Origin of the sequence: Campylobacter sp. RM9333 (assembly GCF_020137705.1) — a bacterium.
Taxonomy (GTDB): Bacteria; Campylobacterota; Campylobacteria; order Campylobacterales; family Campylobacteraceae; genus Campylobacter_E.
On the sequence record NZ_JACGAY010000011.1, the window covers coordinates 1 to 23,818 of the forward strand.

Genomic DNA, 23,818 nt, shown 5'->3' on the forward strand with positions numbered 1-23,818 from the left:
TTTCCATAAACTTTCTCACATTAAAAACAAAACTAATTTTAACTTAAAATATCTTAGACAATCTGCGATATTCCAAATAAAATTAATCATATTTTGGTGTTTTTCTATATTCATAAAATTCCTTTGAAGTAAATGTGATTATTATGACAAAACAATAATAAAAATCTTAAATTATTTTAAATAGTTGTAATTTATATGCTTTTATAACTACTCGTTTTTAAAAATATATCAAATAATAAAAAGTTCTTAAAATAAGAACTTTTTAAAATTATTTTATATTATCTAACTTTTCACAAGCGTATTTAAATTCTAATTCGCAAGATTTTCTTAAATACTCAAGAGATTTATTTTCATAAAGTTGAGATACTTCATAGCAGCTTTTGTTATCATTGTTATTGCAAGCGTATTTGTATAATTCTAAAGCTTTTTCTTCATCAATATCAGTGCTAACTCCATTTAAATACATATTTGCTAAAAAATAGCAAGATGAATAATCATTATTATTGCATTGTTTTTCGTATAAATTAAATGCTCTTTCATATAATTTTTCAAAATCATCACATTGAGTATATTTTACTTCACAAAAATTTGCAAAATCATAGCAAGCGTTTGCATTATCATCATCTTTGCAAGATTGTTTAACCAATTTTATTGCTAAATTTTTGTATTTTTTATTTAATTTTTTATTTTCCAATTTGTCAGAATATTTATAAATATCACTTAAAGCCTTGCAAGATAAATAATCTTCATATTCTTCGCAAGAAACTTTATAATATAAAGCTGCGTTTGCTTCATCATTTTTATCAAACTGATAATAATTAGCATTTTTTAAACATTCTTCTAAACTCACACACTCAACGGCATAAATACAAACACTAAATAATAAAATTAATAATTTTTTCATACTAACTCCTTTTTAAGGTAGTAATTTTAGCGAAATATTTTTAAATAGTAATATTTATTTTTAAGCTATAGGAAATCTATAGCTTAAAAAGAATAAGTAAAATCACCTTCATTGGTTTTAATTTCTGCTTGTTTTAAATTCTCGCAAAAATGTATAGGTGAAAATGATTGTCCGTATTTTAATTTTTTAGGATTTGATTTTGATAAAACATAATGAAGTTTGCAATTTCCTTTATTTAGTTTAATCTCATATATTTCTAATTCATCTATTTTAGATGTAATTTTAAGTTTTTTAGAAGCTCCTATTCCTAGAATATTAACTTCAGGAGAATTAAGAAAAAAGATTATACCCCCCCCCACCATTCTTAAAATAATATTAAAAAAATAAAAATTACTAGGGAAAATATTTAAATGTTAAAGAAAGAAATTCCTAGCTAATCTTAGCTAGGAAAGAAATTATAATGCTTTTTTAGCTGCTGCTGCAACTTTAGCAAAAGCTGCTGCGTCATTCATAGCCATATCAGCTAGAACTTTTCTATCTAGTTCAATACCAGCTTTTTTAAGACCATTCATAAATCTTGAATAGCTTAAATCATTTAAGCGGCAAGCTGCATTAATTCTAATAATCCATAAACGACGGAAATCTCTTTTTTTGCGGCGTCTATCGCGGTAAGCATATACCAAGCTTCTTTCTAATTGTTCTTTAGCTTTTCTAAAGTGTTTTCTACGACCGCTATAAAAACCTTTAGCTAACTTTAATAATCTTTTATGTCTTCTGCGTCTTACTACGCCTGTTTTTACTCTTGCCATAATTTCTCCTTTTAATGGCGTTTGCTTAAAGCAAATCTTTCCCTAAACGGGGGTAACGAATGATTAAAAATCAAAAACTCTTATTTCATACAAAGCATTTTAAGAACACGGCTTTCATTTGTAGCATGAACAAATTTTGCTGTTCTTAAATCACGCATTCTTTTTGCAGGCTTTTTAGTTAAAATGTGGCTTCTATAAGCTGAACCACGCTTAATTTTATTTTTGCCTACTCTAAAGCGCTTAGAAGCACTTTTTACGCTCTTCATTTTTGGCATAAGCTTTCCTTTTTGTTGAATTTTCTAAAAAAGAAGAGCCGATTTTATCACAATAAAGTTTATATATAGCTTATTTTATTTGAAAGTAAAGAAAAAATTAGCAACAAAAAACTAATAATTATCATAAAAATAATTGAAGTATTAAAACTATTTGTAATATCTTTAAAATATCCAAAAATTATTGGCCCAATAGTAGCTATTAAATACCCTATACTTTGAGACATTGAACTTAAATATATTGTAGTTTTTGTATCTTTTGATTTAATAGCAATCATTATCAATGCAACGCCAAAAATTCCACCAACAGGAATAGAAAATAATAAAGCTGAAATTATTAAAATATAAATATTTGAACTTAATAAACATATAAAAAAAGCAAGAATATTGCTAATACAAACTAAAGTTAAAAGCATTGCTTTATTTTCAATCTGAGCCATTTTATTAGGTATAAAATAAGCTGAAAACATAGAACAAAATTGAAATAATATAACAATATTAGTCGCATAATCTTTATTCATACTAATAGCTAATATGCTAGGATACCAAGTAATTATCGTATAAAAAACACAACTTTGAAGCCCCATAAAAGCAGTGATTATCCAAGCGTTTTTGTTTTTAAAAATACTTAAAAAATCACTGAAATTTTGAGTTTTAGAATATCTATTAAGCCTATGATTTTTAATAAATGGCAGATAGCAAAAAAACGCAATAATAGCAAATATAATCCAACAAAATAAAGCTCCACTAAGTCCAATATAATCAATCAAATAATGCCCAAAAACTCCTATTAAGCTAGAAATGCTTAAAAACATTCCATAAAGTGCCATAATTTTTCCAATATTTTTAAAGTGATTTTTAACAAAACTAGGCATTAAAACATTCAAAATAGCAATACCTAAACCTATTAAAATCGTCCCAAAAAACAAGAAAAAAGTATTAAAAAACGCCCTAGCAAATAGTCCAAACATTATTAAAATAATCGCATAAAGCATAGCTTTTGTATTTGGTAAAATCGGAGCGATTAAAGAAAAAATAAAAAAACAAAAAAGCGGCAAAGCACTTAAAATCCCAATTTGCGTAGAATTTAAATCATAATAACTCATAATATTATCAACTATAGGACCTATTGCAGTAATTGGTGCCCTAAGATTTAAAGATATAAAAATTACACATAAAATACTTATTAAAAAATAACTTTTTTTCATATTTTTCCTTTATTAAGACTTTAATATATCTAAAAAATTCAATTTATGCCTAAATATTAGGCATAAATATTTAGTCTAAATTATATTTTTGTAACAATTTTAAATAAGTTCCATCGTTTTTAAATTTGTTAATTACATTATTAAAATCATCTCTTAATTTAGTATTGCCTTTTTGAAAAGCTATGCAAGTTCCAGCTATTGGAGTTTTTGCGAATACTTCAAAATCATCATAATTTTTAGTATAACTCTTAGCAACAGCAGCTTCTAATACAAAACCATCAATTTTGCCATTTAAAGTAGATAATACAAGTGGAATGTATTCAGAATTTAAAAACGGAACTACACCTTTAATATTAGATATTTCATCAGCTTGCAAAGTTCCTATTTGTGCGCCTAAAATAGCTCCTTTTTCAAGGTCTTTTAAAGAATTTAGCTTTTTATTACTTTTTAATTTGATATAGTGGTTTTCACTTTCTATTATTGGATTTGAAAACTCAACATTTTTAGCTCTTTTAGGTGTATAACTCATACCTGATGCAATAATATCAATCTTTTTTGATTTTAACGCTAGAATTAAACCATCAAAAGACATTGGAATAATCTCAATTTTTATATTTAACTCCTTAGCAATTTCTCTTACTAAATCAATCTCAAACCCCACAATTTCATCATTTTCCATATACTCAAATGGTGGGAAATCAGGCGATAGACCAACTTTATAAATCTCTTGTGCAAAAAGCCCTAAAGCTAGCAATGTAGCTATAAAAATTTGTTTCATAATAATCTCCTAAAAATTAATAAAAATAAAAAATGTAAAAAATAAAAACAATAGAATAAAAGAAGTGATAAGTTTTAACGCAGATTTGATTTATTTATTTGTAATTTTTCCATTTGTCCTCCTTAAAAATATGACTTATAATAATCAAAAAAGTAAAATATGTTAATTATAATATGTGTAATTTTAAATTAAATATAAAAAATGTAACATTATGTAACATAAAGGAATAGATTATGAAAATAGGTTTTGTTAATGCTAAAGTTTTTACAGGTAAAAACGAAAATGATTTTATAAGCGAATTTAGTATAAAAAACTCTAAATTTTGTGAAATCAATAATGTAAATAGAAATGATTGCAATAAAATCATAGATTTAAAAAATGCCTGCGTTATTCCTGCATTAAGCGATACTCACACGCATCCAACATATGTATCACAAATAATAGATAGTCTAGCTTGCACTAAACCTTATGTGGCAAATATTCCACAATTAATAGAATTTTTAAAAACTTCACCAAATTATGGTAAGGAAAATAAATGGATTAAAGGTTGGTGTTATGATGAATCAAAACTAGATGAAAAAAGAGCTCCTACTATAAAAGATTTAGATTTGATAAGCTCAACACAACCAATTTTTATATTAAGAAGTTGCTGTCATTCTTGCGTTTGCAATTCTAAAGCATTAGAACTAGCAAATATTACAAAAGACACAAAAGAGCCTAAAGGTGGAAAAATAGGCAGATTTGAAGACGGCACTCCTAATGGTATTATGTATGATTTAGGTGCATCTATGTTAATTCGCAATGCAATGGAAAAAGAAAGCTTAGAAGATGAAGCAAAAAAATTAGTAAAATTAGGCGAAATTTATGCAAGTTTAGGAATAGTAAATATTAGCGATATGATGTGTTATTCTAAACCTTTAAAAGCTTATGAATTATATAAATTAGCAAAAAATATGGGTTTAAAACAAAGAGTTAGTTTATATCAAGTTTATAAAGACGCTAAAGAATTTGGCTTATTTAAAAGCCTAGAAGATATTAAAACTAATGGAATTAAATTCTTTGTAGATGGCACTATTTCATCACAAACTGCATTTACTCATAAACCTTATAAAAATAGCGACAATTATGGGGATTTAGTATGTAATATTAATGAAATTAAAGAAGCCATTGATTTTGCCAAAAATAATAATTGCCAAATAAGTTTTCATCTAATGGGAGATAAAGCTATAGATATAGTAATTGATAATCTTATAAGCTATGAAAATTGGTTAAAAGATTATCCTAGCGTTAGATTTGAGCATGCTTCTATGCTAAATTTAAAACATATTGAAAAAATAAAAAAGTTAAAAGTAAAAATTGCTATAAGCACACAACCAATATTTCAATACGCTGAATATACAAGCTATGAAGATGCGTTAGAAAATGATAGATTTAATTCAATTTGTGCTTTAAACACATTAAAAGAACATTTAGATTTAAGCATTTCAAGTGATGCACCAGCTACAATTCATCACGAGCCTTTTAATTTATTTGTAAGTATTAATGCAGCTGTTGTAAGAACTAATCCTAACGGCAAAAACTATAATAAAAATGAAGAAATATCAGTTGAAGATGCAATTTTAATGCTAACTAAAAACTCACAAAATATCCTAATGCTAAAAAATTGCACAACTATTGAAGATGGTAAAAGCGCTGATTTTATTGTCTTAGATAATGATATTTTTAGTGTTGATAAAACAAAAATAAAAGATATAAAAGTTCATCAAACTTGGCTAAAAGGCGAAAGAATTTACTAATCCTTTTCAAGGATTAGTTTAAATTATATTTTTCTAATAATTTTAAATAAGTTCCATCTTGCTTAAATTTCTCAATAGTTTTATCAAAATCATCTCTTAATTTTGTATTACCCTTTTTAAAAGCTAGACTCATTCCTTCAATACTAGAAGTAGCAAAAACTTCTAAATTTGGATACTTTTTCATATAACTTTTAGCGACTGGTTCTTCCATTACAAAACCATCAATTTTACCATTTAAAGTAGAATTAATAAGCACTATATATTCTTCGTTTAAATACGGCTTAACACCTTTTAAATTAGTTATTTCGTCAGCTTGAAGAGTGCCTATTTTTGCCCCAATTATTGCACCATTTGATAAATCATCTAAAGAATTTATTTTATCATTTCCTTTTAACTTCAAATAATAATTTTTGCTATCAAATATGCTTTTTGTAAATTCAGCATTTTTAGCTCTTTGTGAAGTATAACTCATACCTGCTGAAATAATATCAATTTTACCCACTTTTAAAGCCGCAATAAGCCCATCAAATGGCATTGTAACAGGCTCAACCTGAATATTTAACTCTTTTGCTACTGCTCTTACTAAATCAATCTCAAATCCTACAATTTCACCATTTTCTATATAATCAAATGGTGGATAATCATATCCTGTGCCAACCTTATAAATCTCTTGTGCGAAAAGCCCTAAAGCTAGCAATGTAGCTATAAAAATTTGTTTCATAATAATCTCCTAAAAATTAATAAAAATAAAAAATGTAAAAAATAAAAAAAAAAAAAATAGAATAAAAGAAGTAATAAGTTTTAACGCAGATTTGATTTATTTATTTGTAATTTTTCCATTTGTCCTCCTTAAAAAAATTGATAGGATTATACTCAAAAAATCAATTATTTAATATAATATATTTTAAAAATTTAAAATCATTTAAAAAATAGTATAAAAATGTAACAAAAGGAGAAAAAATGAAACTAACAAACAGAGATTTTCTAACTTTAAAAGATTTTAGTAAAGATGAAATCCTAGCACTTATTAAATTTGCAAAAGAGCTAAAAGAAAAGAAAAAGCAAGGTATAACAGGCAATCATTTGCAAGGAAAAAACATAGCTTTAATATTTGAAAAACCATCAACTAGAACAAGATGTGCATTTGTAGTAGCTTGTAACGATGAAAAAGCTTATCCTGAATATTTAGGTACTAATGATATACAATTAGGCAAAAAAGAAAGCATACAAGATACCGCTAGGGTATTAAGCAGAATGTTTGATGGCATTGAGTTTCGCGGCTTTAATCAAAGTGATTTAGAAACCTTAGCAAAATATAGTGATGTTCCTGTTTGGAATGGTTTGACAAACGAATTTCATCCAACTCAAATTCTAGCCGATATGCTAACTATTTACGAGCATTTTAACAAACTAGAAAGGCTTAATTTTGCATATATTGGAGATGGTAGAAACAATATGGCAAATTCTCTTATGATAGGCTGCGCTAAATTAGGATTAAATTACATAAATATTAGTCCTAAAGAACTTCATCCTGATAATGAATTAATAAATCTTTGCAAAAGTTTTGCGAATAACTCAAGTATAAAAATCAGCGATAATATTGAAGATATTAAGGGTGCTGATATTATATATACTGATGTTTGGTGCTCTATGGGAGAAGAAGAAAAAGCAAAAGATAGAATAAATATTTTAAAACCTTATCAAGTAAATGATGAATTGCTTTTAAAAACTGGAAAAAATACGATAATAATGCACTGCTTACCTGCAGTAAAAGGTAATGAAATTACAGAAAATGTATTTGAGAATAATGCTGATATAATTTTTAATCAAGCAGAAAATAGAATGCATACTATAAAAGCTGTTATGATTGCTACTATTTGTGATATAGATATATAATTTATTAAACAAATATAAAGCATTTGGGGTTATAATTACCCCTTTTTTAAAATTTAAATTAAAGGATATTTTTAATGTTTGAGTTGATTAGTGATTCTTTTAAGCAAGCGGTAAATAAATTAAAAACAATAGATGATGAAAAAGCGTTAAAAAACGCTATGGAAACTCTTAAAAAGTCTTTATTAAAGGCTGATGTTCATTTTAAGGTAACGAAAGAATTATTAGTTAATGTAGAAAATGAAGTAAAAGCAAAAGGAATCGGTCAAAAGCATTTTTTAGATGCAATTAAAAATAACCTTACAAACATACTAACACCAGAAAATAAAATAAGCGAATTTAGATTTTCTCCAAGTGGTTTAACATCTGTAATGATGATAGGCTTACAAGGTGGTGGAAAGACAACTAGCACGATAAAATTAGCAAATTATTTAAAACTTAGAAAGAAAAAAGTTCTAGTAGCAGCGTGTGATTTACAAAGACTTGCTGCGGTAGAGCAATTAAGACAATTATGTGAAGCTAATGAAATTGATTTATTTTCAATGGATAGCAAAGACCCTTGCGAAGTAGCAAAAAATGCTCTTAACAAAGCTAAAGATGGCTTATATGATGTATTATTAGTGGATACTGCAGGTCGTTTAGCGATTGATGAGCCTTTAATGAATGAATTAGCTCGTGTAAAAGATATAATAAATCCTTATGAGAGTTTTTATGTAGCTGATGCTATGAGTGGTCAAGAAGGTGTAAAAACTGCAGAAACATTTAATGAAAAAATAGGCATTAGTGGTGTTATTTTAAGTAAATTTGATGCAGATACTAAAGGCGGGGTTGCTTTAGGTATAGCAAAATTATTAAATCTACCTTTAAAATTCGTAGGTATTGGCGAAAAGGTAGGAGATTTTGAGAGTTTTGTTCCAGAAAGAATTGTTGGTCGTATTATGGGAGAAGGCGATTTAGCAACTTTAATGGAAAAAACTTCAGCAGTTTTTGATGAAAAAGAAGCAAAAATCTTAAGCAAAAAAATCAAAAAAGGTGAATTTAATTTCAATGATTTTATAAATCAACTTGAAAGTGTTAAAAAATTAGGGAATTTAGGTTCATTAGTTGGAATGATACCAGGTCTTGGTGGCATTGCTAATAAAGTAAAAGATATAGATTTAGAAAGCTCTAAAGAAATGATACATATAAAGGCAATGATTAGCTCAATGACCCCAAAAGAAAGAGAAACTCCAAGCCTATTAAACAATGCTAGAAAAGCAAGAATTGCAAAAGGCGCAGGTCTATCTCAAATGGAAGTTAATAGATTTTTAAAACAATTTGAAAATGCATCAAAAATTGCTAAAAAACTTTCAAAAGGTGGTATGAAAGGGTTAGGTTCTATGCTAAATCAAGGAAATTTTCCAAAATAATTAAAAATTTTTAAAGCTTTAAACTTATTTAAAGCTTTTTTATAGACAATTTTTGTTTATAAAAAATCTTTAAATCAATCAAGGAGAAAATAATGACAGTTGTAAGACTAACAAGAATGGGTAGAAAAAAGCGTCCTTTTTATCGTATCGTAGTAACAGATAGCAGAAAAAGAAGAGATGGCGGTTGGATTGAAAGTATAGGATATTACAATCCTATGAGCGAGCCTGAAACAATCAAATTTGATGCTGAAAGACTAGCTTACTGGAAAAGCGTAGGCGCTAAATTAAGCGATCGTGTAGCAAGAATTACAAAATAATGGTAAAAGAATTTATTTTTACATATGCAAAAACAATAGCCGCAAATCCTGAGCGGCTAGAAATTTTTGTAGAAGAAAAAGAAAATAACCTAATAGATATTGTTATTATGGCTACTAAAATAGATGCCGGAAGACTTATTGGAAAATCAGGAAAAATCATAACCGCAATTAAAACAATAGCAGTTAATCACAAAAATACTCAAAAATTAAATTATAAAATCACGGTAAAAACTTTTGATGAATAATCTAGTTTATGTTGCTAAAATTGGTAAAACTCACGGATTACTTGGTTTTTTAAAATTTCATAATAAAAGTGATTTTTACGAACAATTTAAACCTAAAGCTGAATTTTTTGATAAAAATGGTAAAAAATTCATAATTAAATCTTTTGATTTTTCAAATTCTTTAGTGCAATTTGTAGGATATGAAGATATAAATAAGGCTAAAGAACTTGTAAATATGGAGCTTTACTCTAATATTGAAAATACTAGAAAAAATATTAAGCTTAAAAAAGATGAATATTTTTATTTTGATATTATTGGGTTAAAAGTATATCAAGATGATGAGTTTTTAGGTAGCGTTGTTGATATTTTAGAAACAGGAGCTAATGATTTATTAGAGATAAAAACTAGCGATGAATTAGTAAATTTAGGCTTAGCTAAGAGTTTTTATATACCTTTTCACAATAATTTTATAATTTCAGTAAGTGATATTATCAAGGTAAATAATTCTAAAAGTATTTTAGAAAATTCGTAATGAAATTTAATTTTATAAGTTTATTTCCAAATCTAATTGAAAACTATTTTAATGAAAGCATTTTAAAAATTGCAAGAGAAAAAGAGCTTATAAAACTACATTTTGACAATCCTAGAAATTATTCTACAAACAAACATAATAAAGTAGATGATACGAAAATCAGCGGCGGAGCAGGTATGCTTATGGCTTGCCAACCTTTATTTGATTGTTTAGAAAATTATAAAAATTCTCATATTATATTTTTAAGCCCTACAGGAAAACCTTTTAAACAAATTGATGCTAAAAGACTTGCTTTAAAAAGTGAAATTACTTTTGTATGCGGAAGATATGAAGGTATTGATGAAAGAGTGTATGAAAATTATGCTAATGAGGTTTTTAGCATAGGTGATTTTGTCCTAACGGGCGGGGAATTAGGAGCTCTTTGTATGTGCGATGCAATTGCTAGAAATATAAATGGAGTAATAAAACAAGAAAGCTTAGTAGAAGAAAGTTTTGAAAATTATTTATTAGAAGCCCCATCTTTTACTAAACCTTTTATATTTGAATATAAAAAAAATAATATTTTTAAGAAATTTTATTCAATTTCAAGTTTTGTTAAGGGTAATCACGCTAATATTAGCCTTTTAAAAAATCATCTATCGTTTTGCAAGACCAAATTCCACCGCCCGGATTTACTTGCTAAGCACAATAATTTAAGGAAAAACTATGAGAAATAAATATATTGAGCAGTTTGAAGCTAAACAAATTGAAGGAAAAAATATTCCTGATTTTAGAGCTGGCGATACATTAAAACTTGCTATTCATATTAAAGAAGGTGATAAGTCAAGGGTTCAAAATTTTGAAGGTATTTGTATAGCTCGTCGTGGTCAAGGCACAGGTGAAACTTTTATGGTTCGCAAAATTGGTGCAAATGGTGTTGGAGTAGAAAGAATATTCCCAATTTATTCTGATAGTCTAGAAAGTATTACGGTAGTTCGCCATGGTAAAGTAAGACGCTCAAGACTATTCTATCTACGCAGATTACGCGGTAAAGCTGCAAGAATTAAAGAACTTAAACGCTAATATTACGGAGATTTTTCTCCGTTTATAGAATTTCGTTTATAGAATGATTACAATACAAAAAGCTTCAGAAAAAGATTTAGATTTAATCTTAGAATTTATTAAAAAATTAGCTGATTATGAAAACTTATCAAGTAGCGTTGTAGCTACTAAAGAACTTTTAAAAGAAAACTTATTTATAAAACAAAAAGCTTATGTTTTAATAGCTTATTATGATTTAAAGCCTGTTGGATTTGCTTTGTATTTTAATAATTTCTCTACATTTTTAGGAAAATGTGGAATTTACTTAGAAGATTTATTCGTTGATGTTGAATACAGAAATAAAGGAATAGGAAAAGCACTTATAAAAGAGCTAGCTAAAATAGCCAATCAAAATGATTACGAAAGAATTGATTGGGTTTGTCTTAAAGACAACTATCCAAGTCTTGAAGTTTATAAAAAAATAGGAGCTAATACAAAAGATGAATGGCTACTACATAGACTTGAAAAATCAGATATAAACAACCTTTTAAACAATAAATAAGTTATCTTAACTATGTATAAAAATCACTTAAAATATAAATAATAAGCAATTAAATCATACATTTAAAATTCTTAAATTAATACCTTAGCTAAATCAATAATGTAATAACTTTTAAAATCACTAATTATTGTTTAGTTTTAGATTTTTAAATAATTCTAGCTAAATTACTTTTAGTATTATAAGCTTTTATTACCTATAAATATTATAAGCGTTTAATAAAACTAAAAATACTCATAAATACATTTATTTTTCAAATTCCAAAACAATTAATAATCAAACCAACCATATTTATAACCACCTTATAAAGCGTTATAACTAATTTACAATAAAATAAAAAATAATTAAATAAATTATTTCTTAGGGGTTATAAATGAGAAACGATTTTTTAAAAATCAATGGAATAATCGCATTTTTATTAGTTGGGTTTTTGAATGCTTTTGTTGATTTAGGACATAAAATCATTATTCAAAACACGGTTTATAAGATTTATGATGGCAGCACGCAATTATTTTTAACTGCAATTATTAATGCTTTAATTTTATTACCTTATATTTTTAGCTTTTCAATATCAGGATTTTTAGCTGATAAATACCCTAAAAATAAGGTTATGAAAATAACTGCTTTAGCAAATATATTTTTAGTATCAATCATTTGTTTTAGTTATTACAATGGTTATTTTTATCTAGCCTTTATAATGACGCTTATTATGGGTATTCAATCAGCCTTATATTCTCCTGCTAAATATGGTTATATTAAAGAGCTAGTCGGCATCAAGCAACTTGCTATGGGAAATGGTGCTATAAATGCTGTTAGTATTGTGGCTATTTTGTGCGGAATGCTTGTATTTTCTTTAGGTTTTGAATTATTATTAAACGAGTTTAGCACGAGTAAGGATATATTAACTCAAGTAGCTCCACTAGGCTTATTACTAGTAGCTTTTAGTGTTTTAGAATTTATTTTAGCGTCTAAATTACCGCAGGTTAAAAGCGAAAATTCTAATTTAGCATTCAATAAAAACGATTATTTAAAAGGAGTTTTGCTTAAAAACAACCTTAGCTTAATATTTCAAAATAAAGTAATTTGGCTATGTATAATAGGAATTGCCTTCTTTTGGGCTATTTCTCAATTATATTTAGTATCTTTTCCTGTATTTGCTAAGTTTCATCTAAATGAATTAAACACCTTTTATGTGCAAGGCGTAATGGCAGCTAGTGCAATAGGCGTTATTGTAGGCTCAATAATTGCAGGTAGATTTTCTAAAAACTACATTGAATTAGGGCTTATCCCGCTTGGTGCTTTAGGATTATTTTTAAGCTCATTATTAATAAGCTTTCTTAATAATTTATTTGCCTTTGCACTTGTATTTTTTATATTTGGCATATCTGGGGCAATATTCACAATCGCTCTTAATTCTTTAATACAATTTAATGCTAAAGAAAATGAATTAGGTATAGTCTTAGCAGGAAATAATTTTATTCAAAATATTTTTATGCTAAGTTTTGTCATACTTGCTACTTTTTTTGCTTATTTAGAAATTGATGTTTTATATTTGTTTTATTTCATTGTAGTTGTGAGTTTTTTAGGCTCTTTTTATGTATTAATAAAACTGCCTTTTTCTTTAGTAAGAATAATAGTAAGCCTTGCTTTTTATCAAAAATATAGATTATTAGTAGCAGGGTTTGAAAATATTCCACAAAATAAAGGAGTGCTATTATTAGGCAATCATATTTCCTTTATTGACTGGGCTATTATACAAATGGCAATCCCTAAAAAAGTGCATTTTGTAATGGAGAGAAAATACTATCAAAAATGGTATATTAGAATGTTTATAAAGCATTTTGGAGTAATCCCTGTAAGCTCTGCTGCAAGTAAAGAAGCCTTAGAATTAATTGCAACTTATATCAAAAAAGGCGAAATTGTTTGTATTTTCCCTGAAGGAACTCTATCAAGACACGGACATTTAAATGAATTTAAAAGCGGATTTGAATTAGCGTGCAAGGATTTAAGCGAAGATGATGGGATTATAATTCCTTTTTATATCCACGGGCTTTGGGGTAGTTCGTTTTCAAGAAGTGATGAAGAATACAATCTAAGAAATAAAAAAATCGGTAAAAGAGAAATAGCAATAGCATTCGGAACAACCCTTAGCATACATTCAAGTAAAGAATTAGTAAAAGCTAAAGTGTTTGAACTATCATTCTTAGCTACAAAAACTCAAAGCGATAATCTAAAAACAATAGAAAAAGCCTTTATCCTAAGTGCTAAAAAATACTCACAAAATATAGCGATAAACGACCCTTTAGCAGGAGATATAAGCTACAAAAAACTCCTAGCATTAAGCCTAGTGCTTAGTAAAAAAATCCCTAACGATGAAAATATAGGCATATTATTACCTGCTTCATTTGCTTCAACGCTTGTAAATCTAGCTAGTTTATTTGCTGGAAAAACCATAGTAAATCTAAATTACACCGCAGGAATAAAAGCCATCAATCAAGCAAAAGAAAGTGCAAATATAAAGCATATTTATACATCATCTAAATTCTTAGAAAAGCTAGAAAATAAAGGCTTTAAATTAGAATTAGAAAATGTAAATATCATTTATTTAGAAGATTTAATAAAAGCAATAAAAAAAGAAAAGCTAGATATTATCTTTAAACTCTTTTTAATAAGTATCTTACCTAGCTTTATGCTACAAGCCTTATTTACTAAGAATTTAAGCAATGAAAAAACAGCTGCGATTTTATTTAGTAGTGGTAGCGAAGGAATGCCTAAAGGAGTTATGTTAAGCCATAAAAATATTTTAAGCAATATTGCTTCAATTTCTAGCATAATTTGTGCAAAAGATGATGATGTAATACTCTCATCTTTACCGCCATTTCACGCATTTGGACTAACCGTTACTACCTTTATGCCTTTAATAGAAGGGATAAAAAGTGCAACTTGTGCTGACCCTACCGATGCTTTAGGCGTTGCAAAAACTATAGTAAAAAATAATGTTAGCATTATGTGTGCAACTTCTACATTTTTAGGAATTTATGCAAGAAATAAAAAAATAGATGAAATTATGTTTGATAGCCTTAGAATTGTAGTTGCAGGTGCTGAAAAATTAAAGCCCGAGATTAAATCAGCTTTTGAACTAAAGTTCAAAAAAAATATTTACGAAGGTTACGGAGCTACCGAGACAACACCTGTTGCAAGTGTGAATTTACCTAATAAATTTGATAGCACATATTGGCAACTACATAGAGCAAATAAAGATAAAAGCGTAGGTATGCCGTTACCTGGCACTGCTATTAGAATAGTTGATCCACTAAGCTATGAAAAATTAAAAGCAAACGAAGATGGACTTATTTTAATAGGCGGACACCAAGTAATGCAAGGGTATTTAAATAATCCCGAAAAAACTGCCGAAGTTATAAAAGAAATAGATGGCATTAGATGGTATAACACAGGGGACAAGGGACATTTAGATGAAGATGGATTTTTATACATTGTAGATAGATATTCAAGGTTTGCAAAAATTGGTGGAGAGATGATTTCTTTAGGACTTGTTGAAAGCGAAGTTGCTAAAGTGATTAATAATGATGAAGTAAAAATCTGCTCTACTTCTTTAGAAGATGATAAAAAAGGCGAGATGGTAGTTTTATTAATTGAATGTAGTGAAGAAAAATTTGATTATTTTGTAGATTTAATAAAACAAAGCGAAATACTAGCAATTTATAAACCTAGTAAATATATTTTGATAAAAGAAATTCCATTATTAGGCAGTGGAAAGGTAGATTATAAAGAAGCAAAAGCCCTAGCTAAAAGTATTTTAGAAAACAATTAATAAAATTTATACTAAAAGGAAGAGTAACTTAAACTCTAAACCTTTTAGTTTTGTAATACCAATTAAAGTTTTGCTAATTTTAAATATTAAAGTATCAAATGAAATTCTTAATTATTTTGAGATGCAAAATATTTTAAGTTTTATTTATGCGTTTTTAATATTAAATCAACATATTTAATTCATTTTCTAAGACAGATTTTGGAGTAAGCGATATAAATTTTTTAACCATTTTTCCATCTTTATCATAAACAAACATAGCAGGCACACCCCAAACACCACCTACTACATTGCTTAAATACTCAACATCTAAACTCTCATAAATAGTAGCAAATGTAACACCTTTTAAGCTTTCTTTTGCCATATCATAATCTCTCATACCACCTAATACAGCAATAATTTTATAATCCTTACTAAGCTCATTTAAGATAGGAATTTGTTTAGCACATACACCGCAATCCTTTGTGTAAAAAAACAACATAAAAGGCTCATTTAATCCCTTTAACGCTTGTTCTTTAGCACTATAACTTAAATGTATTGGCTCTTTTGAATTTAAAGCTAACATTGCTTCATCTTTACAAGCATAAAGTAAAAATATGAAAATTGCTAGAAAAAATCTCATAAATATTCCTTAATCTTATTAGTTAAAAATTCCAAACTTCTATCGCCTAATACTTTATCCACATAAACTCCATCTTTTAAAATAAATAAAGTCGGCACAGCAAAAATATCATACCTGCTCCAGCTAATGTCTTCTTCATCTTTTAAAAAAATCATATTTGAATATTGGTGTTCTAATTCATGTTTTTTAATAGTATTTAAATCATCAATAGAATTAATTGCATAGATACTAATATTATTTTCATTCGCAAATTCATTTAATCCAGCCATTACTTTAAGACAAGCAGCACAACCATTTTGCCAAAATTCTATCAATTCTATACCTTGTCTTTTTAACTCTATTTTATTTAAAGCTGTAGTTTTTGCAAGAATATTAGGAGCTTGTTTATTTAATACTAGCTTATTATCTTCGCAAGATACAAAAAACAAAAGTATTAAAACTATTAGAATTTTATTCATTCACTATAAGTCCATCTTTAATAGTAATTATCTCATCTCCATTTTTAGCCAAGTCAGGATTGTGAGTAATTAATATAATTGTCTTGCCTTCGCTTCTTAATTTTTTGAATATATCTAAAACTATTTCTCCATTTTCTTCATCAAGATTGCCAGTAGGCTCATCAGCTAATAAAATATTTGGATTATTAATAAGACTTCTAGCTATGCAAAGGCGTTGTTGCTGACCACCACTTAATTCGCTAGGTAAATGCTCTAATCTATCTAACAATCCTACTTTATCTAAGATTTTCTTAGCATCATTTTCTTCAATACTTGAATGATAATATTGAGCTAACATAACATTTTCTAATACGCTTAAATAAGGTATTAAATGAAATTGTTGAAAAATAAGCCCTATTTTTTCTCTTCTTATTCTTTGTTTATCAGCTTCACTTAAATGAGTTACATTAATACCATCTAAAAAGTATTCGCCTTCACTTGCATTATCAAGCAATGATAAAATATTTAAAAGCGTAGTTTTTCCACTACCACTCTTACCTACAATACTAAGCCAACGACCTTGATTTAATTCAAAATTAAGACCTTTTAAAACATGGGCTTTATCAAATCTTTTATGTAAATTACTAACCTTAATAATACTCATTTATTCTCCTCTTAAATTACCTACTATATCTATTTGCAATGCTTTTTTTATCGGAAAATACGCAGCAAATGATGCAAAAAATAATGATATAAAAATTGAAAGCACAAAAGCACTTAATCTAAAATCTATACTAGCATTAAAAATAATATTGCCTAAAATCTGTGCTAAAAAATACCCACCAATAGTGCCTAATAAAGATGAAACAACAGCTAAAATAAATACTTCATAAGCAAATAATTTTGCTATATCTTTAAAACTAGCCCCAAGAGCTAAATGCAAGGCTATTTCTTTTTTTCTTGAAAAAATAATTGAACTAAGAGTTGTATTAACACTTGTTGAGCTAATTATTAAAATAACAATAGAAATCAAAAACATAAGACCTTTTATTTTTTCTAAAATTGCTCCTTCTTTTAAACTAACACTTAAAATTGGTTTTAATTCTGCATTATTGCTTACTGCTATTTTGCTAAGCTCTGATAGGTTTTCAAAATCATCATCAACTATTAAAGATACATAAGAATATTTATCATTAATACCTGATAAATCTTTAGCAGAATTTAAATTGATAAAAGCCATAGCATCAATCTCATCTCCAGTAGAAAAAATCCCTTTTATAATATAAGTTTTCTCATAAGGAATACCATTTTTTACTATTGTTAAAGGTAGTTTTTGATTTATGTCTTTTTTTAGCGTATTTGCTAAGTCTATACCTAAATAAATACTATTATCTTTTAAATATTCGCTTTGACTTAGGCTACCTTTTTTAACTAATAAAAACTTATTGATTTTTTTAAATTCATCAAAATCAACCCCAGCTACTATTAATTGCCTTGTAGAAAAAACAGGGCTAAAGTATAAATAAGGAGAATAAGCCAATAATTTGTCTTTACTAATTTTTGATTTAATCAAATTAGCTTCTTTAATATCTAAATAATCATCACTTTTAGAACTAATTAGCATATTAGCTCCGTAACTTTTAAGCTCTTTGCTCATTTTATTGTCAATATCAAAATATATATTTAAAAAAGCATTAGTAACGCAAGTTCCTATAAAAATTGATATTAAAACTATTATTAATCTTTGTTTTGAAAAAACTATACTCTTTTTAACTTGTGTGAAAAAAAAGTTATTTACGCTCATATAACACCTCAACTATTTCAAGATTTACAAAATTCTTAGTAGCTATTAATGAGCCAAGTAAAGCCACCAAACTAGCAAAAAACATACAAATAAATATAATTATGAAGTTATATTCAATACTATGAGAAAAAATACTATAAGATATAATATCACTTACAAAAAATCCAAATACAGCACCAAAAATACTAGCAATTAAACTAACAAACAAATAATCAATTGCAAAAACCAAATAAACTTGTAAATTACTAGCGCCTAATGCTTTAAACAAACCTATTTCTTTTTTTCTTCTATAAACATCACTATTTATTAAAGACGCTTCTGCAATACTTGCAACGATTAAAGATATGATAAAAATAATTCCCATTAGACCTTGAATTTTTTTAACGATAGAGCTTTCAGCATCTGCTACTTTACTAACAGCTTTTGCACTTGCTCCTTTATAATTTTCTTCAATTTGATATGCAATAGAGCTTACAAAAGCTGTGCAATACCAATTATCAAATTCTACTTGATTTAAACTCTTTATATCATATCTTGCCCTATGAGCTATGTCATTTTCTGGAATTGTTAGAGCTGATACTTCTGCTCTTTCATAAGTATTTGGCTCATTTAAAATATCATTTAATCTATCTATGTTAATTAAAATTTTATCTTCATAATCACCCAAATTACTCACAATGCCAACTACTTTTAACTCTACTTCTTTATCATTTATAAGCACTTTGAAAGTATCGTTAGCTTTAAGATTTAAAGAATTTGCTAATTTTTCACTTATATTTACTTCATTTTCTAAACTATTATCATTTACAAAATTTAAATCAGTCTTTAAAAAAGGTAAAAGAGATAAAAATCCAGTATCAAATACCACGGTTTTATTACCAAATTTATCTTGTTCTATGACTAATTCTTTATTAAAATATGTGCCTAAGATACTGATTTTTTTGCCTTGAAATTCTACTTGGCGTTGTTTAAATGGAGCTATTGCTGTTATATTATTTGACCAGAAAATATCTTTAATTTTTCTCAAATCATCAAGATTTAGGAATTTACTTTCGCTTTGTAATTTAAAGCTTTTATTACCAACTTCAATACTATAAGATGAGCCTTGTGGTAAAACACTAATATTTGCTCCATAATTTCTTAGCTCTTTTCCTAGCTGATTGCCAACCCCAAGAGTTATATTAAGCATACAAGCAAGGAGCAAACAAGCTAAAAAAATAGTCGCAAAACTTAATAATTTTTGAATAGGATTGCCTAAAATTGATTTTTTTACTATTCTTAAAAACATTTTTACTCCTAACTTCTTCTTTCAATCAAAAATAAAGCTTTATCACTTGAGCTTACAAATTTTGATGGGTCTTTTTTAAATTCTTGATAACTTTCATCAGAATTAAAATAATAGCTAATACCATTATAAATATAGGTTTTCTTAGCTTTTGTGTTTAGAAATTTTTCTTTATTTACTGGGTCTTGAACTTGCATTTCAACTACTTTACTAAAATAGTTTTCCCCACCTAATATATCTTTTACTTTTACAATTATCTTATCATTGATAACTTCAAATTTTAAAGGAATTGGATTGCAACCACCTTCTTTACCTACGCTAGGTAAAAATATCCTAACATTACAAGCTACACATAATAATTCATTATTTTTCATAACATAGCCATTATCCCCACAAATACTACAAGCATCAAATACTACTACAGGAGTTTGCTTACCTGCGTGGCGATTAATTATAAAAAATCTAATTTCCTTACCAGAACTAGAAATATAAGCATAGCGATACAATTTACCATCTTGAATATCTTTAGCATCAAATTCAAAATAATCTTTATTTTTAGGAGTAATGATTTTTGGCTCATCAACTTGAATAGGTTTAGAATCTACTAAATCATAAAATAACATAACTAAAGCAGCACTAATACTTAATATAAAATGAATAGTAAAATGAGAATTTATACTAAAAGTTTTTGCGATATTTTTTCTATATTCTATGTCAAAATCACAAGCTTTTTCTCTATATTTTGGTCTATTTTTTAAGCAAGTGCCAACATAAACAATACCTAAAATCAAGCAGATATAATAATAAAACTCGGCATAATATCTACTCTTAGTAATATAACTAAGCAAAATAGAGCTATCACTAACTCCAATTCTAATTAAATAATACATAATCTCAGCAAAAGCAGTATTTAAAAACATAATTGCAAAAATTACATAAATACAAATTCTTGATTTTGAAAATGAATTTGAATTAGCAAAAAGAAAATTAATATAAAAAATAATACAAATAAAAATAGCTAATAAAATAAAGCCAAAATTTAAAATCCCTTGAGTATCTAACAAACTTGATGAAAATATAGGATAAGCAACTGACAATAAAAAGTATTTTAAAGAAGCTGCTAAAGATATAAAAAAGCTTAATATATAAGCAAATAAAGAATTATTTTTAAAAATTACTAATTTAATTAAGCTAAAAAATAAAGTAACTAATAAAATTATATTAGCTGTTAATACCCCTATTCTATCTACTTTTTCATAGTGGAATATATAAAATAAAATATATCCAAAAATAAAACCAACTAAAGTAAAAATAATATTTAATTTTAATGATGAATTTTTAGCATAAAAAGCTGTAAAAAAACTAACTAAAAAGCACTCTAAAAATATATGCACAAAATATATACTCATTATTGTCCTTATTTTTGTATATTTTTTATAGAAAGCCTAAGCTTTCTATATTTTAAGTTTTATTTATCAGGTGTTCCTGTGTATTTGAATTTGTATTTAACGTTAAATGTATCAAACCACTCGCCAACACCTGTTTCTTTATCTACGTGGCGACCAAAACCTTGTTTTTCAGGATTATCAATTACAAATTCTAATTCATAATTACCAATTCCTGTATCCATTTTAATATTTGCACCATAGTGAGGACCATCATCAGCTACCATTGGCATAAGTTTTCCAACTTTTGTTTTACCATTATCAAGGTTAGTTAATTTATAGCCAATTGTAAGATATGGCATCCAAAAACCTTCAGGAAAACCATTTGGATTTTCTTTAAGAGCGTGAATGTCAGCTTCTAAGTGAATATCAGCTAAAGACGCTGCTAAATCAATACCTCTTGGTTCCATTTCAATTGGTTGAAGATACACAGCTGCTATTTCCATTCCGTGTAATTTATAGCTTTCTGCACCATCAATTGTAGGAATTTCAACTTCTCCTGCAAACACTGAAGACGCTAAAAAAGCACCTGCTACTAAACTAAGCAATGATTTTTTCATTGTTTCTCCTTTGATTTGATTTGCATATAAACAACTCCTCCTATTAATAGGACGAGGATTATTGCCTGTAAAATTAAGCTCTCATAATAAGGATATAATCCTAACCAAGTAATGCTTTCAAATTGCATTGGTATGAGATGTGGAGTTAAGACCTTGCCCTCAACAAGTTCCATAATCCCTTTGCCTGTAAAAGCAAAACACATATAAAAAATAATAATTGAGGTTATTAAGAAAAATTGTTTTATAGGAATTCTAATTGCACCAGCTTTAAGTAAGAAATATAAAACTACTAATATAACAATACCAAGAGCTAAACCACCTAAAACAGCACTAAGTCCAGCACTAGAACCAGAATCAATCAATAATGCTTGATAAAACAATATTGTTTCAGCACCTTCTCTAAATACTGCTAAAAACACGGTCCACCATAATGTTTTAGCACTGCCATTTGTAATAGCTAATCTTGCTTGCTCTTTTAAATTACTTGCATATTTTTTATTTCTTGCATTACTAAGTAGCCAAAAGCCAACATAAAATAATAAAACAACAGCAATTAGCATTGTTACACCTTCTATTAGCTCTCTACTTTGTCCTGAATTTTTAATAAAATATGAAACTATAAAAGCAGTGATAAACGATAAAACAACACCACTACCAAGTGCTGAATAAGCTATATTTAATCTGTCTTTATTACCGCTTTGAATAATATATGAAATTATTGCAACTACTATTATTAAAGCTTCTAAACCTTCTCTTAAAATAATAGTAAGTGATGATATAAATAAAAACCAAACACTTGTATCATTGATTTTATCTAACTGACTTTCAATTAATTTATTTAATTCATCAAAATTAGCAATTAACTCATCTTTAGAAGCCTTACTTTTAATTAGTGCTGTTCCTTTAGTAAATTTTGCTTCTATTTCAAGCTTTATATTTGAATTAACAGCACCAATTTTACTCTCCATTCCTTTTGCTTCAAAAATGTCTAAATATATATTTTGAAGAGCATCAATACTTGCTTTTTCTCCCATTGTTTCATAGTCTTGAACTATTTTATTTAAAGCTATTTTAATATCAGTTGCAACTTGAGTATAATCTACATTCTTAGTCTCATCAACATATCCAACTAATTTTAATTTATCTAAATTACTAGCATCTATTTTAGTCATTACATCAAATATAGAATCTAATATCTCTTCACTTCTAGCTCTCATATCGCTTTCAGTTACTTTTCCTTCGCGAATATCACTGCCAAAACTTCTTAACTTGCTTCTCATATTAAGATTTTTTGTTGCATTTATTAGAATTTCAATATTTGTATTTATATATATTTCTTCTCTTGCAACGCCAATTGTATCAGCTGCTTTTGTAAATTCTCCTTGCTTATTGTATTGAATAGCTTCGTCAAATTTCTCACTTAATAAATCATATACATATTGTAATTTCGGGTCAATCGCAGCTGCTGCTTGAAGGTCTTCTAAACTATCATAAACTTCTTTTTGCATAGTTGGTTTTGTGATTTCTCCACTTGCTTCTTTGCTAAGATGGGCTAATTCTGCTGCTTTTTGTTCTTCACATTTAGTTTTTGCACTATTTTCATCTGCTCCAAACATCATCTCACCTTCAATGCAAGTTTTCAACAAATTCTCTCTTGCATTCATTTCAGCTTTTGCTTTATCATAATTTGGATCAGACGCTACTGCAACTATTTTAAAGCCATTTTGTATAACTGGCGTTACTTCTTCTAAATCAAATATCAAACCATCTATTAAAGCTTCAATTTTGCCTATATTTTCTCCACGCCCATAATAACCACGAAGATTGGTAAATTTTCTCTCCATCAAATAGCCTTTTCTACCAATATTTCTTCCAATAGGACCTTCCATATTTTCAAAATGTTGAAAATAAGCTTCACTTGCAAGTTGTCTTGCAGTTTTTGCATCACCTTTTTTATAGGCTTCTAAACCTTTATTTAGCTTTTCTATAATTAAATCTTTTTCCTTGAAATAATCAACATCATCTCTAGCTATTAAAGATATACAAATAGCAAAAATAAGCAAAAATATTTTTTTCACAAGATAACCTTTATAATAATTTTACTCATTATTGTAT

General features: G+C 27.2%; 25 protein-coding genes. 10 read left to right on the top strand and 15 right to left on the bottom strand.

Going from position 1 to position 23,818, the window contains the following annotated elements:
• Window positions 1-268: 268 nt before the first annotated feature.
• The 6 genes from AVBRAN9333_RS05150 to AVBRAN9333_RS05175 all read right to left on the bottom strand — a co-directional run bounded on the left by AVBRAN9333_RS05150 (window position 269) and on the right by AVBRAN9333_RS05175 (window position 3,971).
• Complete coding sequence (locus AVBRAN9333_RS05150; protein WP_214117783.1) at window positions 269-904, bottom strand: tetratricopeptide repeat protein; 636 nt, start codon at window positions 902-904, stop codon at window positions 269-271.
• Window positions 905-987: 83 nt separating this feature from the next.
• The gene (locus AVBRAN9333_RS05155) at window positions 988-1,266 is read right to left on the bottom strand and encodes a hypothetical protein (protein ID WP_336609544.1); all 279 of its coding nucleotides are present in this window, start codon (window positions 1,264-1,266) and stop codon (window positions 988-990) included.
• A gap of 93 nt (window positions 1,267-1,359) precedes the next feature.
• The gene (gene rplT, locus AVBRAN9333_RS05160; RefSeq protein WP_214117784.1) at window positions 1,360-1,713 is read right to left on the bottom strand and encodes a 50S ribosomal protein L20; all 354 of its coding nucleotides are present in this window, start codon (window positions 1,711-1,713) and stop codon (window positions 1,360-1,362) included.
• 80 nt (window positions 1,714-1,793) lie between these two features.
• Window positions 1,794-1,988 carry a 50S ribosomal protein L35 gene (gene rpmI / locus AVBRAN9333_RS05165; protein ID WP_214117785.1) on the bottom strand — a complete coding sequence of 65 codons (195 nt, stop codon included), beginning with the start codon at window positions 1,986-1,988 and terminating at the stop codon, window positions 1,794-1,796.
• A 59-nt stretch (window positions 1,989-2,047) separates the two neighbouring features.
• Window positions 2,048-3,193: an MFS transporter gene (locus tag AVBRAN9333_RS05170; RefSeq protein WP_336609545.1), complete on the bottom strand. Its 1,146-nt coding sequence runs from the start codon at window positions 3,191-3,193 to the stop codon at window positions 2,048-2,050.
• Window positions 3,194-3,263: 70 nt separating this feature from the next.
• A complete protein-coding gene (locus AVBRAN9333_RS05175; protein ID WP_214117787.1) occupies window positions 3,264-3,971 on the bottom strand; it encodes a transporter substrate-binding domain-containing protein in 708 nt (235 codons plus the stop codon).
• A 233-nt stretch (window positions 3,972-4,204) separates the two neighbouring features.
• Between AVBRAN9333_RS05175 and AVBRAN9333_RS05180 the strand changes: the two genes are divergently transcribed.
• Complete coding sequence (locus tag AVBRAN9333_RS05180; protein WP_336609546.1) at window positions 4,205-5,767, top strand: amidohydrolase; 1,563 nt, start codon at window positions 4,205-4,207, stop codon at window positions 5,765-5,767.
• 13 nt (window positions 5,768-5,780) lie between these two features.
• Here the strand turns inward: AVBRAN9333_RS05180 and AVBRAN9333_RS05185 are convergent, their stop codons facing one another.
• The gene (locus tag AVBRAN9333_RS05185; RefSeq protein ID WP_336608339.1) at window positions 5,781-6,488 is read right to left on the bottom strand and encodes a substrate-binding periplasmic protein; all 708 of its coding nucleotides are present in this window, start codon (window positions 6,486-6,488) and stop codon (window positions 5,781-5,783) included.
• A 239-nt stretch (window positions 6,489-6,727) separates the two neighbouring features.
• On the opposite strand from AVBRAN9333_RS05185, the gene argF reads away from it, so the two are divergent.
• The 9 genes from argF (at window position 6,728) to AVBRAN9333_RS05230 (ending at window position 15,553) form a co-directional block, all read left to right on the top strand.
• Entirely contained in the window at window positions 6,728-7,663 is a 936-nt protein-coding gene (gene argF / locus AVBRAN9333_RS05190; RefSeq protein ID WP_336609547.1) for an ornithine carbamoyltransferase, read from the top strand.
• A gap of 74 nt (window positions 7,664-7,737) precedes the next feature.
• Window positions 7,738-9,069: a signal recognition particle protein gene (locus AVBRAN9333_RS05195; protein ID WP_214117791.1), complete on the top strand. Its 1,332-nt coding sequence runs from the start codon at window positions 7,738-7,740 to the stop codon at window positions 9,067-9,069.
• Window positions 9,070-9,161: 92 nt separating this feature from the next.
• A complete protein-coding gene (rpsP, locus tag AVBRAN9333_RS05200) occupies window positions 9,162-9,386 on the top strand; it encodes a 30S ribosomal protein S16 (RefSeq protein WP_214117792.1) in 225 nt (74 codons plus the stop codon).
• Window positions 9,386-9,631, top strand: coding sequence for a KH domain-containing protein (locus AVBRAN9333_RS05205; RefSeq protein WP_214117793.1), 246 nt, complete (start codon window positions 9,386-9,388; stop codon window positions 9,629-9,631). Before rpsP ends, AVBRAN9333_RS05205 begins: the two co-directional genes overlap by 1 nt.
• On the top strand, window positions 9,624-10,142 hold the full coding sequence (gene rimM / locus AVBRAN9333_RS05210; RefSeq protein ID WP_239803088.1) for a ribosome maturation factor RimM: 519 nt from the start codon (window positions 9,624-9,626) through the stop codon (window positions 10,140-10,142). The genes AVBRAN9333_RS05205 and rimM overlap by 8 nt, the downstream gene beginning before the upstream one ends.
• The gene (gene trmD / locus AVBRAN9333_RS05215) at window positions 10,142-10,858 is read left to right on the top strand and encodes a tRNA (guanosine(37)-N1)-methyltransferase TrmD (RefSeq protein ID WP_214119529.1); all 717 of its coding nucleotides are present in this window, start codon (window positions 10,142-10,144) and stop codon (window positions 10,856-10,858) included. The genes rimM and trmD overlap by 1 nt, the downstream gene beginning before the upstream one ends.
• On the top strand, window positions 10,848-11,204 hold the full coding sequence (rplS, locus tag AVBRAN9333_RS05220; RefSeq protein ID WP_214117796.1) for a 50S ribosomal protein L19: 357 nt from the start codon (window positions 10,848-10,850) through the stop codon (window positions 11,202-11,204). Before trmD ends, rplS begins: the two co-directional genes overlap by 11 nt.
• 43 nt (window positions 11,205-11,247) lie before the next feature.
• On the top strand, window positions 11,248-11,724 hold the full coding sequence (locus tag AVBRAN9333_RS05225) for a GNAT family N-acetyltransferase (protein ID WP_214117797.1): 477 nt from the start codon (window positions 11,248-11,250) through the stop codon (window positions 11,722-11,724).
• A 370-nt stretch (window positions 11,725-12,094) separates the two neighbouring features.
• Window positions 12,095-15,553: an acyl-[ACP]--phospholipid O-acyltransferase gene (locus AVBRAN9333_RS05230; protein ID WP_336609549.1), complete on the top strand. Its 3,459-nt coding sequence runs from the start codon at window positions 12,095-12,097 to the stop codon at window positions 15,551-15,553.
• A 160-nt stretch (window positions 15,554-15,713) separates the two neighbouring features.
• Here AVBRAN9333_RS05230 and AVBRAN9333_RS05235 read toward each other — a convergent pair whose 3' ends face one another.
• The 8 genes from AVBRAN9333_RS05235 to AVBRAN9333_RS05270 are packed head-to-tail and all read right to left on the bottom strand — an operon-like array spanning window position 15,714 to window position 23,781.
• Window positions 15,714-16,172 (bottom strand): TlpA family protein disulfide reductase, encoded by a 459-nt coding sequence (locus AVBRAN9333_RS05235; RefSeq protein ID WP_336609550.1) that lies wholly within the window; start codon window positions 16,170-16,172, stop codon window positions 15,714-15,716.
• Entirely contained in the window at window positions 16,169-16,630 is a 462-nt protein-coding gene (locus AVBRAN9333_RS05240) for a TlpA family protein disulfide reductase (RefSeq protein WP_214119523.1), read from the bottom strand. The genes AVBRAN9333_RS05235 and AVBRAN9333_RS05240 overlap by 4 nt, the downstream gene beginning before the upstream one ends.
• Complete coding sequence (locus AVBRAN9333_RS05245) at window positions 16,623-17,273, bottom strand: ABC transporter ATP-binding protein (protein ID WP_214117801.1); 651 nt, start codon at window positions 17,271-17,273, stop codon at window positions 16,623-16,625. Before AVBRAN9333_RS05245 ends, AVBRAN9333_RS05240 begins: the two co-directional genes overlap by 8 nt.
• Window positions 17,274-18,413 (bottom strand): ABC transporter permease, encoded by a 1,140-nt coding sequence (locus tag AVBRAN9333_RS05250; protein ID WP_336606755.1) that lies wholly within the window; start codon window positions 18,411-18,413, stop codon window positions 17,274-17,276. It lies immediately after the preceding gene.
• A complete protein-coding gene (locus tag AVBRAN9333_RS05255) occupies window positions 18,400-19,701 on the bottom strand; it encodes an ABC transporter permease (RefSeq protein ID WP_214117803.1) in 1,302 nt (433 codons plus the stop codon). The genes AVBRAN9333_RS05250 and AVBRAN9333_RS05255 overlap by 14 nt, the downstream gene beginning before the upstream one ends.
• A gap of 8 nt (window positions 19,702-19,709) precedes the next feature.
• Window positions 19,710-21,107, bottom strand: coding sequence for a Fe-S-containing protein (locus AVBRAN9333_RS05260; protein WP_336609551.1), 1,398 nt, complete (start codon window positions 21,105-21,107; stop codon window positions 19,710-19,712).
• Window positions 21,108-21,166: 59 nt separating this feature from the next.
• On the bottom strand, window positions 21,167-21,703 hold the full coding sequence (locus tag AVBRAN9333_RS05265) for an iron transporter (protein ID WP_214117805.1): 537 nt from the start codon (window positions 21,701-21,703) through the stop codon (window positions 21,167-21,169).
• Window positions 21,700-23,781, bottom strand: coding sequence for an FTR1 family iron permease (locus AVBRAN9333_RS05270; protein ID WP_214117806.1), 2,082 nt, complete (start codon window positions 23,779-23,781; stop codon window positions 21,700-21,702). Before AVBRAN9333_RS05270 ends, AVBRAN9333_RS05265 begins: the two co-directional genes overlap by 4 nt.
• Between the last annotated feature and the right edge of the window lie 37 nt (window positions 23,782-23,818).

Excerpts from the sequence above, each read along its gene's own strand:
- AVBRAN9333_RS05150 (WP_214117783.1), bottom strand. The coding sequence starts at position 904 with ATGAAAAAATTATTAATTTTATTATTTAGTGTTTGTATTTATGCCGTT.
- AVBRAN9333_RS05155 (WP_336609544.1), bottom strand. The coding sequence starts at position 1,266 with ATGGTGGGGGGGGGTATAATCTTTTTTCTTAATTCTCCTGAAGTTAAT.
- rplT (WP_214117784.1), bottom strand. The coding sequence starts at position 1,713 with ATGGCAAGAGTAAAAACAGGCGTAGTAAGACGCAGAAGACATAAAAGA.
- rpmI (WP_214117785.1), bottom strand. The coding sequence starts at position 1,988 with ATGCCAAAAATGAAGAGCGTAAAAAGTGCTTCTAAGCGCTTTAGAGTA.
- AVBRAN9333_RS05170 (WP_336609545.1), bottom strand. The coding sequence starts at position 3,193 with ATGAAAAAAAGTTATTTTTTAATAAGTATTTTATGTGTAATTTTTATA.
- AVBRAN9333_RS05175 (WP_214117787.1), bottom strand. The coding sequence starts at position 3,971 with ATGAAACAAATTTTTATAGCTACATTGCTAGCTTTAGGGCTTTTTGCA.
- AVBRAN9333_RS05180 (WP_336609546.1), top strand. The coding sequence starts at position 4,205 with ATGAAAATAGGTTTTGTTAATGCTAAAGTTTTTACAGGTAAAAACGAA.
- AVBRAN9333_RS05185 (WP_336608339.1), bottom strand. The coding sequence starts at position 6,488 with ATGAAACAAATTTTTATAGCTACATTGCTAGCTTTAGGGCTTTTCGCA.
- argF (WP_336609547.1), top strand. The coding sequence starts at position 6,728 with ATGAAACTAACAAACAGAGATTTTCTAACTTTAAAAGATTTTAGTAAA.
- AVBRAN9333_RS05195 (WP_214117791.1), top strand. The coding sequence starts at position 7,738 with ATGTTTGAGTTGATTAGTGATTCTTTTAAGCAAGCGGTAAATAAATTA.
- rpsP (WP_214117792.1), top strand. The coding sequence starts at position 9,162 with ATGACAGTTGTAAGACTAACAAGAATGGGTAGAAAAAAGCGTCCTTTT.
- AVBRAN9333_RS05205 (WP_214117793.1), top strand. The coding sequence starts at position 9,386 with ATGGTAAAAGAATTTATTTTTACATATGCAAAAACAATAGCCGCAAAT.
- rimM (WP_239803088.1), top strand. The coding sequence starts at position 9,624 with ATGAATAATCTAGTTTATGTTGCTAAAATTGGTAAAACTCACGGATTA.
- trmD (WP_214119529.1), top strand. The coding sequence starts at position 10,142 with ATGAAATTTAATTTTATAAGTTTATTTCCAAATCTAATTGAAAACTAT.
- rplS (WP_214117796.1), top strand. The coding sequence starts at position 10,848 with ATGAGAAATAAATATATTGAGCAGTTTGAAGCTAAACAAATTGAAGGA.
- AVBRAN9333_RS05225 (WP_214117797.1), top strand. The coding sequence starts at position 11,248 with ATGATTACAATACAAAAAGCTTCAGAAAAAGATTTAGATTTAATCTTA.
- AVBRAN9333_RS05230 (WP_336609549.1), top strand. The coding sequence starts at position 12,095 with ATGAGAAACGATTTTTTAAAAATCAATGGAATAATCGCATTTTTATTA.
- AVBRAN9333_RS05235 (WP_336609550.1), bottom strand. The coding sequence starts at position 16,172 with ATGAGATTTTTTCTAGCAATTTTCATATTTTTACTTTATGCTTGTAAA.
- AVBRAN9333_RS05240 (WP_214119523.1), bottom strand. The coding sequence starts at position 16,630 with ATGAATAAAATTCTAATAGTTTTAATACTTTTGTTTTTTGTATCTTGC.
- AVBRAN9333_RS05245 (WP_214117801.1), bottom strand. The coding sequence starts at position 17,273 with ATGAGTATTATTAAGGTTAGTAATTTACATAAAAGATTTGATAAAGCC.
- AVBRAN9333_RS05250 (WP_336606755.1), bottom strand. The coding sequence starts at position 18,413 with ATGAGCGTAAATAACTTTTTTTTCACACAAGTTAAAAAGAGTATAGTT.
- AVBRAN9333_RS05255 (WP_214117803.1), bottom strand. The coding sequence starts at position 19,701 with ATGTTTTTAAGAATAGTAAAAAAATCAATTTTAGGCAATCCTATTCAA.
- AVBRAN9333_RS05260 (WP_336609551.1), bottom strand. The coding sequence starts at position 21,107 with ATGAGTATATATTTTGTGCATATATTTTTAGAGTGCTTTTTAGTTAGT.
- AVBRAN9333_RS05265 (WP_214117805.1), bottom strand. The coding sequence starts at position 21,703 with ATGAAAAAATCATTGCTTAGTTTAGTAGCAGGTGCTTTTTTAGCGTCT.